The organism is Streptomyces ossamyceticus (assembly GCF_001418475.1).
GTDB lineage: Bacteria > Actinomycetota > Actinomycetes > Streptomycetales > Streptomycetaceae > Streptomyces > Streptomyces ossamyceticus.
Genome location: NZ_LIQX01000705.1, coordinates 1 through 10,349, shown reverse-complemented (window position 1 = coordinate 10,349; position 10,349 = coordinate 1). Strand labels below are relative to the sequence as shown.

The window sequence follows — 10,349 nt, the reverse complement described above, 5'->3', positions numbered from 1 at the left end:
CGGCGCCTACCCCGCCGAAGCGGAACCCCTCCCCCGCACCACACGCTCCACCCCGGCGGCCACCCCCACCCGGCCGGACACCCCCGAGAAGGCGCTGAAGGAACTGTCGAAGGGCAACCGCCGGTGGCGGACCTTCCACCAGCAGCACCCTCACGAGGACGGCACCACCCGCAAGGCCCTGACGACCGGTCAGCACCCCTTCGCGCTGATCCTCGGCTGCATCGACTCCCGCGTCCCCCCGGAGCTGACCTTCGACCAGGGCCTCGGCGACCTCATGACCGTGCGCAGCGCGGGCGAGGTACTGGACGAGGCAGTGCTCGGCAGTGTCGCGTACGGCGTGCTCGAACTGGACATCCCGCTGGTGATGGTGCTCGGCCACCAGTCCTGCGGGGCCGTGAAGGCGGCCGTCCAGGCGGACAGCACCGGTGAGAAACTGCCGGCCCACATCCAGTACGTCGCCGACCAGATCCGCCCGGCGATCGACCACCACGTCGAGGGCGACGCCCGCGTGGCGGCGACCATCGACGCGAACGTCCGGCTGGTCCGTTCGAAGCTGGCGGCCGAGCCCGACCTCGCCGCGAAGGTGAAGGCGGGCAAGGTGGCCATCGTCGGCGCCCGCTACGACCTGACCACCCAGCGGGTCCACTTGCTGAAGTAGTCCGCCGCGAGACGGACGAAGGGGCTCCGGCGGATCTTGGGTTCTGGGAGTCGTTGCAACACCCCGGTTCAAGGGGTGCGACGGATTTCGAGGTCCGTAAGGACCGGACGAAGCCTCAGGGCAGACAAACGGACCGGCCAGAAGTGGCGCAACGGGCGTCACTCATACGGAAACCGGAAGGCGCTGCCACCGATCAACGCGGTGGCAGCGCCTTGTGGGCCGTCCCGGTACCCGCGCGAGGACGACCGCATCCACATCTCCGACCGGCTGCGGGAGAAGGCGACCGAGCGGGCGATCGCCGCAGAGCTCGGCCGCGGCCCGTCCACGGTCAGCCGGGGGATCCTCCGCACCGTCACCCGGCGTACGGCCAGTACCGCCCGTACGCGGCCCAGACCCGTGCAAATGTCCGCCGCCCCGACCCAAGACCGGCAAGATCGGCCAGAACCCCGAGCTGAGGGACTTCATCCAGGCCCACCTGGACATTCGGTGGAGCCCGCAGCAGATCTGCCAGGTTCTGCGGTCACAGTTCCCCCGGCGGCCGGAGACGCACGTGGTCCACGAAACGCTCTACCAGGCCCTCTACGTCCAGGGCCGCGGAGAGCGGCGCCGCGAACCGGCCCGTGCCCTGCGATCGGGCCGCGCCCGGCGCAAACCCGCCGTCAGGTCCAGCAGCGCCAACCCAGGTTCACCACCCCCATGGTCGTGATCAGCGAGCGTCCGGCAGACGGATCCCCAGGTCGCGGCCCGGATCGCCCTCCCCCGAAGCGCTGTTGAGCTCGCCGGGCCGGGACCAGCGGTGACCGTACGACGGCCAGCAGCGGCACGTACGGAACGGCTCCAAAGCGGAGGCGACGGGCCGTGAGCGGCTACACCCCGACAGGGGACACGACCACGTGCAGGAGGGCCCGGCCGGCTTCGCATCACCCGACTGTGGGATACCACCCGTCCGCTCCCGACACCGGCCCCGCTGGCGGCGCCGGCGAAGCCTCACGGCGACCAGGGTTACGGCTACCTCCACCTGCGACGTCTCCCCGGTGGGTCGCGGAAAGGCGCTACGAACCGCCTGGCCCGGCGCATGCCGACGCGTGTACCGGTGCCACAAACGCAGGGCACCCCGGCCGCGCTGTCGGCCAGACCGTCCCGCTGGTGGACGCGCCCTGGCCTTCACCGCGATCGCGGCCGCACTCATCCGCTGCCGCACGCTCCCCGAATGAAATGGCCCGTAAGTGCGGTGGAGGGCCTCGAAGTTGCGGTCCTCGGCCAGGGGCTCCATGGAGCCCCTGGCCGGCAGGTCGAGGACCTGCCACGTCTCGGCAGGGTGGCGCATCGGTGTTGCAGGCCAATCAGGGGTGTGTTCATATCATCCCGAATGCCGCAAAGGGAACATTCCGTAGCGGCAACGAGAGCAGACCGCGCCCTGACCCGGCCTGCCGAACCCCCTGGGAGTACCACATGTCTCACCTCATGCTCCGCTCCGCCGCCGCCCTTGTGCTGGCCGCCACGCCTCTCATCGCGGCCGTGCCCGCGCAGGCCGCCCCCCAGCAGCAGTTTCCCTGCCAAGCCGACATCCAGAAGACCGACAGCAACCTGACCAGCACGGTCACCCTCACGGTCACGTGCGACGTGGACAAGACGGTGGGAGCGAGAATCGCCATCGGGGAGACGGTGCTGGTGGATCTGCAGCAGACCGTGCGCGCCAATGTGGAAGAGCGCCTCACCCTCACTATCCCCCGCGTGCCGCGCGTGTGCGCCACGCTTCAGGTTGACGAGCAGACGTCGACGGTCTGCACCCCCTGACAGCAGCACCGCCTGACAGCAGCACCCCCTGACAGCAGCACCGCCGAAGGACGGGTCCGGCCGGGACGACGGCGTCGGTTCTCGCCGGCCGCACGTGTGAACGCCCGGCCACGCCGGTGTGGCCGGAGGTCCCCCCGCGTTGATGTCGGCGAAGGGGCGGTCCGGTCCGAGTCACCTCCCCTGCGCCCCATGTGAACGGAGATGCCTGCCGTGAGAATGACCGACATCCAGCATTGCGAGGCCCGGCCGGGCCTCCTCGTCGAGTGGACGCTCGATCAGGAGGCCATCGAGATGGCGACCGGTCTGCCGGAAGATTCCCGACCGCCGGCGTATGTCCAGGAGTCACACATCCGGACGGCCAGGTCAGTGCGCGAGGACGGCCTGTTCGTGCCGACCTGGCTCGGCACCGCGTTCGACATACCGGGCGTGGTGGATCTCGACGTCCTGCAGGACGCACTGCGGACCTGGACCCTCCGGCACGAGACGCTGCGCAGCGGCTTCCGCTGGGCAAACGACGAACTGCGCCGGTTCACGCTCGATTCCGAAGCGGTCGTACTCCATCGCGAGGTGGTCGGCGAGTTCTCCGACGTGGACAGACTCGTGCAGCACCTCCAGGACCGCTTCGACGTCACTGCGAACGCGCTCAGCTGGCCGAACTTCATCTACGCGGCGATCGTCCGGGAGGACAGCACGAGCGTGTACATGGCCTTCGACCACAGCAACGTCGACGCGTACTCCATCCAACGGATCCCTGCCGAGATCCACGAACTCTGCGCTGCCGCCGCCGAGGGCCGTCCCGTTCAATGGGGACCGGTCGGCAGTTACGTGGACTTCTGCGAAACCGAGCGGGCGGACGCGGACCGGATCGACGACACACACGAAATCGTCAGTCGCTGGCGCGAGTTCATCGACCTGTGCGGCGGGGACCTGCCCAACTTCCCCGTCGATCTCGGGCTGGATCCCGGCGACGCTCTGCCTACGCAGAAGCTCATGCACGACATGCTCGTCGAGGCCGACGACATCGCCGCGTTCGACGAGGCCTGCCGTCCCTTCGGCGGACTTCCGGTCGGCCTTCTGGCTGCCACGAGCCTGGTCGTCCACAAGATCGGCGGCGAGCCCGTCTTCCGGACGGTCGTGCCGTTCCACACGCGGGCGAAGACCGAATGGCGGGACTCGGTGGGCTGGTACGTCGGCGGCGCGCCGATCGAGATTCACACGGCACAGGCAGCCGATTTCCAGTGCGTCATGGAGATGGTGCGCACCGCGGTGCAGGCGAACAGGCCGATGGCCCGCATGCCCATCGGCCGCGTACTGCGCCTGCTCGGCTCGGACTTCCGCCCGACGTCGCCCGACCTGTACTCGATCGTCTCGTTCATCGACACCCGGCACATCCCCGGATCGGAGCGCTGGACCGAGCTGAAGGCGTACGGCCTGGTCAGAGTGTCCTACGGGGACAGGGTGTGCGCATGGTTCAACAGGCTCCACGAAGGCCTGTACTTCGCCGGCCGCTACCCGGACACCGACATCGCCTACAAGAACATGCGGCTGTACGTCGAGCAGATGCGGGAGGTCATCCTCTCGGTGGCCCGGAACGGCCCTGACGAGCCCGTCTGACGGGACCGACGCCGACCGCCGGCCCGGTGGAGGACGGGGAGTGCAGGCCTGCCCGCCGGCCGCGCGCAGGAGTTGCCGAAGCACGCAGTCGCCGAGCCACGGCCAGGCAGAGGGTCTCGGGGGCCACCGGCGGCCCGACTCCTGTTCCCGAAACCGCACCCCACCCGCCACCAGACCGACCCCGCCCTGACCGTCGCCGCACCACTCGCCGACCGGCCGCTGTTCCTGTTCCTGTTCCTGTGTCATCCCTCCCGTACGGTCGTCGGGCCGGTGGACTCCCCTCGGGCCGATGGCGAGATTCCCCCTCGGCCTCGCCGTACTCGCCCTCCTGGCCGGAGCCGTCGTCCGCCGGAGCGGCGCTTCGCCGGTCGGACTCGGGACCGGCGGAGGGGCCGCAAGCGGGCACTGGCCGTCGACGTGCTGGGGCTGATCATCGGATCGTCTTCGACGACACCGGTGAGATCCTCCCCGACGGCCGCGCCGTCGCCCCGAGCCGTCTCGCCGTCGCCGCCTGAGACTCACCCGGACCGACCGGACCAGGGCCGCCCGGCCCCGGCGCCCGATCCCCGTCGGGGCTACGGCAGAACCGCGAAGCCGTCCAGTTCCACCAGCGCCCGCTCGTCCCAGAGCCGGAGGACACCGACGACCGCCATGGCGGGATAGTCCCGCCCCGCCAGCCTTCGCCACACCTGGCCGAGCCGTGACACCTCTGCGCGGTAGTCGGCGACATCCGTGGCGTAGACGGTGACACGGGCCAGGTCGGCCGGTGTGCCGCCGGCGGCCTCCAGCGCGGTCAGCAGATTGCCGAGCGCCCGCTCGAACTGCTCGACCAGCGTCTCCCCCACGACCTTGCCGTCCGCGTCGAGCGCGGTCTGGCCCGCCAGGAAGACCACCCGGCCCCCGGTGGCCACCACCGCGTGCGAGAAACCGGTGGGCGGCGACAACTGAGCCGGGTTCACCCGTTCGATGCTCATGAGGACGACTCCTGTTCCACGGTCCGGGCGTACAACTCCTTGGCGATGACGGCCCGTTGCACCTCGCTGGCCCCCTCGTAGATCCGTGGTGCCCGCACCTCCCGGTAGAGGTGTTCGAGGAGATGGCCGCGCCGCAGCGCCCGGGCGCCGTGCAGTTGGACGGCCGTGTCGACGACGTACTGGGCGGTCTCCGTGGCGAGCAGCTTCGCCATCGCCGCGCGGCCGGGGACGTCCGGAGCGCCGGAGTCGTACGCCGTGGCCGCCGCGTAGACCATGAGCCGGGCGGCCTCCGTGCGCAGCGCCATCTCGGCGACCTGGTGGGCGACGGTCTGGAGGTCGCGCAGCTTCCCGCCGAACGCCTCGCGCCGGGCGGTGTGGGTGAGGGTGGCGTCGAGCGCGGCCTGGGCCATGCCGACCGCGAAGGCGCCCACGCTGGGGCGGAACAGGTTGAGGGTGCCCATGGCGACACGGAAGCCCCGGTCGGGTGTGCCGAGGACGTCGTCCGCGGTGACGGGGACGGCGTCGAGGGCGAGGGTGCCGATGGGGTGCGGGGACAGCATGTCGAGCGGGGTGCCGGTGAGGCCGGGGCGGTCGGCCGGGAGCAGGAAGGCGGTGACGCCGCGGGCGCCCGCGTCGGGGGTGGTGCGGGCGAAGACGGTGTAGAGGTCGGCCTCGGGGGCGTTGGAGATCCAGCACTTCTCACCGGTGAGCCGCCAGCGGCCGGTGCCGTCGGGCTCGGCCCGCAGTTCCAGCGCCGCCGCGTCCGAACCGGCGCCGGGCTCGCTGAGCGCGAAGGCCGCGACCGCGTCGCCGTCACTCACCCGGGGGAGCCAGCGGGCGCGCTGGGCCTCGCTGCCGTGGGCGTGGACGGGGTGGGCGCCCAGCCCTTGGAGGGCGAGCGCGGTCTCGGCCTCGGTGCAGGCGTAGGCCAGGGACTCGCGCATCAGGCAGAGGTCGAGGGCGCCGGAGGTGAACAGGCGGCGCAGGAGGCCGAGGCGGCCCAACTCGGTGACGAGGGGGCGGTTGACGCGGCCGGGCTCGCCCTTCTCGGCGAGGGGGCGCAGTCGGTCGGCGGCGAGGGCGCGCAGGTCGGCGCACCGGGCGAGTTGTTCCGGTTCGAGCGAGAATGCGGTCATTGCCGTCCCCTCTCCCTCATCGGGCCGCTTCAGGCTATCGCGATCTGTTGACTGTCGTCACCAAGGCGATACGCTCCAGATGCGAGCCCGCCACGACGTGCGAGTCCACCACCACATGCGAGTCCACCACCGCAGGGACCGAGCAGGGGGCGAACGTCATGAACTCCAGGGTCACCGCCCATGTCGACACCTTCGCCCGTGACCGGCTGCCGCCCCCGGACCAGTGGCCCGAGCTGGTCTTCGACCTTCCCGAGTTGCGCTATCCCGACCGGCTCAACGCCGCCGCCGAACTGCTCGACGGCACCGACCCCCACCGGCCCGTCTTCCACACGCCCACCGGGGAGACCTGGACGTACGGCGAGCTCTCCGCCCGCGTCGACCGCGTCGCCCACCTCCTGACCTCCACGCTCGGGGTCGTGCCGGGCAACCGGGTCCTGCTGCGGGGGCCCACCACGCCCTGGCTGGCCGCCTGCTGGCTGGCGGTGCTCAAGGCGGGCGCGGTCGCGGTGACGGTGCTCGCGCAGCAGCGGCCGTACGAGCTGGTGACGGTCTGTGAGCTGGCGCGGGTGACGCACGCGCTGTGCGACATCCGGTCCGTGGACGACCTGGTGAAGGCCGAGGTCCCCGGGCTGAGGATCACGACGTACGGCGGGGACGGGCCGGAGGACCTGCTCCGGCTGCCCGCGCCGGACGGGCCGTTCCCGGCGGTCGACACGGCGGCCGAGGACGTGGCGCTGATCGCCTTCACCTCCGGCACGACCGGGCGGCCCAAGGGGTGCGTGCACTTCCACCGGGACGTCCTGGCCGTCGCGGACACCTTCTCCCGGCATGTGCTGCGGCCCCGGGCCGACGACGTGTTCGCCGGATCTCCCCCGCTCGGCTTCACCTTCGGCCTCGGCGGTCTCGTCGTCTTCCCGATGCGGGCCGGGGCCAGCGCCCTGCTGCTCGAACAGGCGGGCCCGAAGCAACTGCTGCCGGCGCTCGCGGAGCACCGGGTGTCGGTGCTGTTCACCGCGCCGACGGCGTACCGGACGATGCTCGGCGAGCTGGACGGGCACGACCTGTCGGCGCTGCGGCGGTGCGTGTCCGCGGGCGAGAACCTGCCGGCGGCCACCTGGCGGGCCTGGCACGAACGGACCGGGCTGCGGATCATCAACGGCATCGGGGCGACCGAGCTGCTGCACATCTTCATCTCCGCGGCCGACGACGCCATACGGCCCGGCACGACCGGCGTTCCCGTACCGGGGTGGCACGCGCGCGTGCAGGACGCGGACGGGGAGCCGGTGCCGGACGGGGAGCAGGGGCTGCTCGCGGTGCGCGGGCCCGTGGGGTGCCGTTATCTCGCGGACGAGCGGCAGCGGGAGTACGTGCGCGGCGGCTGGAACGTCACCGGTGACACCTATGTCCGTGAGCCGGACGGGTACTTCCGCTATGTCGCCCGCGCCGACGACATGATCATCTCCGCCGGGTACAACATCGCGGGCCCCGAGGTCGAGGACGCCCTGTTGCGCCATCCGGAGGTGCTGGAGGCGGCGGTCGTGGGACGGCCCGACGAGGCGCGCGGCCAGGTCGCCGTGGCGTATGTCGTCGTCGCGGCGGGGGCGGACCGGGACGGCGAGGCGCTGCGCGCGTTCCTCAGGGCCGAGCTGGCGCCGTACAAGTGTCCGCGCGAGATCGTGTTCCTGGACGCCCTGCCGCGCACGGCGACCGGCAAACTCCAGCGGTTCCGTCTGCGCACCACAGGTGACCAGCACTGATGCCGACGACCTAAAATGATCAACGTGTCCGAACAGCATGCACCACGTTCGCTCATCGTCACCTTCTACGGCGCGTACGGCCGTTCGGTGCCGGGTCCCGTGCCCGTCTCCGAGCTGATCCGGCTGCTCGCCGCGGTGGGTGTCGACGCGCCCTCCGTCCGTTCCTCGGTGTCCCGGCTGAAGCGCCGCGGACTGCTGTTGCCCGCCCGGACGGCGGCGGGCGCCGCCGGGTACGCGCTGTCGGACGACGCGCGGCAGCTCCTGGACGACGGCGACCGAAGGATCTACGCGACGGCTCCGGAGCAGGACGAGGGGTGGGTGCTCGCCGTGTTCTCGGTGCCGGAGTCCGAGCGGCAGAAGCGGCACGTGCTGCGCTCCCGGCTGGCCGGCCTCGGCTTCGGCACGGCGGCGCCGGGCGTGTGGATCGCGCCCGCACGGCTGTACGAGGAGACCCGGCACACCCTCGTACGGCTGCGGCTCGACCCGTACGTGGAGCTGTTCCGGGGCGAGCACCTGGGGTTCGCGGCGACCGCCGAGGCGGTGGCGCGGTGGTGGGACCTGGCCGGGATCGCCAAGCAGCACGAGGCCTTCCTCGACCGGCACGCGCCCGTGCTGCACGACTGGGAGCACCGCGCCGACACGCCGCCGGAGGCGGCCTACCGCGACTACCTGCTGGTCCTGGACTCCTGGCGCCATCTGCCCTACGTCGACCCCGGACTGCCGGCCGCGCTGCTGCCGGCGGACTGGCCGGGGGTGCGCTCGGCGGCCGTGTTCCGGGCCCTGCACGAGCGGCTGCGGGACGCGGGGGCGGTGTTCGCGGGGCTGGAGGCGTAGGGCGCGGGGAGCGATCGAGCCTGGTCGCGCAGCGACTGGCGGGGGTCGGGCGCCGAGGCGCGGGCCGCGCTGTCGGCCGGTGACCGTCGGGGTCATGGGGCGCCGCCCAGGGTGAGCCTCGGCTTGGGGGCGTCGGTGCGGCCGGTGTTCGGGCGGCGGCTTCCCGCCCGGTAGGGGTCGGGCCAGGTCACGGCCGGGCCCTCGTAGCCCTGTTCGGCCGCGGCGTGGAGCGTCCAGTGCGGGTCGTAGAGGTGGGGGCGGCCGAGGGCGCAGAGGTCGGTGCGGCCGGCGAGGATCAGGGAGTTGACGTCGTCCCAGGAGGAGATCGCGCCCACGGCGATCACGGGTATCCCCGCCTCGTTGCGGATCCGGTCGGCGTACGGGGTCTGGTACGAGCGGCCGTACGCGGGGCGCTCGTCGGCCACGACCTGTCCGGTGGAGACGTCGACGGCGTCCGCCCCGTGCGCGGCGAAGGCCCGGGCGATCTGCACGGCCTCGTCGGCGGTGGTACCGCCCCGCGCCCAGTCCGTGGCGGAGATCCGGACCGTCATCGGCCGTTCCTCGGGCCACACGGCCCGCACCGCGTCGAACACTTCGAGGGGGAAGCGCAGCCGGCGGTCCAGTGGGCCGCCGTACCGGTCGGTGCGGCGGTTCGTCAGCGGGGAGAGGAATCCGGAGAGCAGATAGCCGTGCGCGCAGTGGAGTTCGAGGAGGTCGAAACCGCTGCGGGCGGCACGGCAGGCGGCCGAGGTGAACTGCTCGCGTATGTCGGTGAGTTGGGCACGGGAGAGCTCGCGCGGGGTGGGGTTCGCCGGTCTGTACGGGAGGGGGGAGGCGGCGACGAGGGGCCAGTTGCCGTCGTCCAGCGGCTCGTCGATGCCTTCCCACATGCGTTTGGTGGAGCCCTTGCGTCCGGAGTGGCCGAGCTGGACGCCGATGGCCGTGCCGGGTGCCTCGTCGTGCACGAAGGTGACGACGCGGCGCCATGCCTCGGCCTGGCGGGCGTTCCACAGTCCGGCGCAGCCGGGGGTGATACGGCCCTCGGGGCTCACGCACACCATCTCGGTCATCACGAGCCCGGCGCCGCCGAGCGCCCGCGCGCCCAGGTGGACGAGATGGAAGTCGCCGGGGAGGCCGTCGGTCGCCGAGTACATGTCCATGGGTGACACGACGACCCGGTTGCGCAGGGTCAGGCCGCGCAGCCGGAACGGGGTGAACATCGGGGGCGTGCCCGGCGGGCAGCCGAACTCCCTCTCCACGGCGCCCGTGAAGTGCGCGTCGCGCAGCTGCAGGTTGTCGTGGGTGACGCGACGGCTGCGGGTGAGCAGGTTGAACGCGAACTGCCGGGGCGACTGACGCCGGTACAGGCCGATGTTCTCGAACCATTCCAGACTGGCCCGCGCCGCACGCTGCGTGGAGGCGACGACGGGGCGCCGCTCCTCCTCGTAGGCGGCCAGCGCCCGGTCCAGGTCGGGCTGTTCCTCCAGGCAGGCGGCGAGCGCGAGGGCGTCCTCGACGGCCAGTTTGGTGCCGGAGCCGATCGAGAAGTGCGCGGTGTGGGCGGCGTCGCCGAGGAGGA

9 protein-coding genes and 1 pseudogene are annotated in these 10,349 nt (G+C 72.0%); 7 read left to right on the top strand and 3 right to left on the bottom strand.

Annotated elements, in window-relative coordinates; all coding sequences use genetic code 11:
- From AOK15_RS37125 to AOK15_RS48650, 5 genes and pseudogenes are all read left to right on the top strand, one after another.
- On the top strand, window positions 1-658 hold a 658-nt coding region (locus AOK15_RS37125), incomplete at its 5' end, for a carbonic anhydrase (protein ID WP_055523065.1).
- 75 nt (window positions 659-733) lie between these two features.
- Window positions 734-1,384: pseudogene (locus AOK15_RS48655) on the top strand (transposase); the annotation flags it as partial.
- 738 nt (window positions 1,385-2,122) lie between these two features.
- A complete protein-coding gene (locus tag AOK15_RS44585; RefSeq protein ID WP_157870482.1) occupies window positions 2,123-2,455 on the top strand; it encodes a hypothetical protein in 333 nt (110 codons plus the stop codon).
- A 210-nt stretch (window positions 2,456-2,665) separates the two neighbouring features.
- Entirely contained in the window at window positions 2,666-4,069 is a 1,404-nt protein-coding gene (locus AOK15_RS37110) for a condensation domain-containing protein (protein ID WP_205632290.1), read from the top strand.
- A 26-nt stretch (window positions 4,070-4,095) separates the two neighbouring features.
- The gene (locus tag AOK15_RS48650; RefSeq protein ID WP_338059947.1) at window positions 4,096-4,584 is read left to right on the top strand and encodes a DUF5999 family protein; all 489 of its coding nucleotides are present in this window, start codon (window positions 4,096-4,098) and stop codon (window positions 4,582-4,584) included.
- 60 nt (window positions 4,585-4,644) lie between these two features.
- On the opposite strand, the gene AOK15_RS37105 is transcribed toward AOK15_RS48650, so the two are convergent.
- Window positions 4,645-5,043 (bottom strand): RidA family protein, encoded by a 399-nt coding sequence (locus tag AOK15_RS37105; protein WP_055523055.1) that lies wholly within the window; start codon window positions 5,041-5,043, stop codon window positions 4,645-4,647.
- Window positions 5,040-6,179: an acyl-CoA dehydrogenase family protein gene (locus AOK15_RS37100; RefSeq protein ID WP_055523053.1), complete on the bottom strand. Its 1,140-nt coding sequence runs from the start codon at window positions 6,177-6,179 to the stop codon at window positions 5,040-5,042. Before AOK15_RS37100 ends, AOK15_RS37105 begins: the two co-directional genes overlap by 4 nt.
- 158 nt (window positions 6,180-6,337) lie before the next feature.
- Between AOK15_RS37100 and AOK15_RS37095 the strand changes: the two genes are divergently transcribed.
- Together AOK15_RS37095 and AOK15_RS37090 are read left to right on the top strand one after the other, a co-directional pair.
- A complete protein-coding gene (locus tag AOK15_RS37095) occupies window positions 6,338-7,936 on the top strand; it encodes an AMP-binding protein (protein ID WP_055523050.1) in 1,599 nt (532 codons plus the stop codon).
- Between the two features lie 15 nt (window positions 7,937-7,951).
- A complete protein-coding gene (locus AOK15_RS37090; RefSeq protein ID WP_055523047.1) occupies window positions 7,952-8,770 on the top strand; it encodes a PaaX family transcriptional regulator in 819 nt (272 codons plus the stop codon).
- Window positions 8,771-8,862: 92 nt separating this feature from the next.
- Here the strand turns inward: AOK15_RS37090 and AOK15_RS37085 are convergent.
- Window positions 8,863-10,349, bottom strand: a 1,487-nt coding sequence (locus tag AOK15_RS37085) for an oxidoreductase (RefSeq protein WP_478078823.1), incomplete at its 5' end; no start/stop codon positions are given.

What these genes read in the sequence shown, in the direction of transcription:
- AOK15_RS44585 (WP_157870482.1), top strand. Translation starts at nt 2,123, where the DNA reads ATGCTCCGCTCCGCCGCCGCCCTTGTGCTGGCCGCCACGCCTCTCATC.
- AOK15_RS37105 (WP_055523055.1), bottom strand. Translation starts at nt 5,043, where the DNA reads ATGAGCATCGAACGGGTGAACCCGGCTCAGTTGTCGCCGCCCACCGGT.
- AOK15_RS37100 (WP_055523053.1), bottom strand. Translation starts at nt 6,179, where the DNA reads ATGACCGCATTCTCGCTCGAACCGGAACAACTCGCCCGGTGCGCCGAC.
- AOK15_RS37095 (WP_055523050.1), top strand. Translation starts at nt 6,338, where the DNA reads ATGAACTCCAGGGTCACCGCCCATGTCGACACCTTCGCCCGTGACCGG.
- AOK15_RS37090 (WP_055523047.1), top strand. Translation starts at nt 7,952, where the DNA reads ATGATCAACGTGTCCGAACAGCATGCACCACGTTCGCTCATCGTCACC.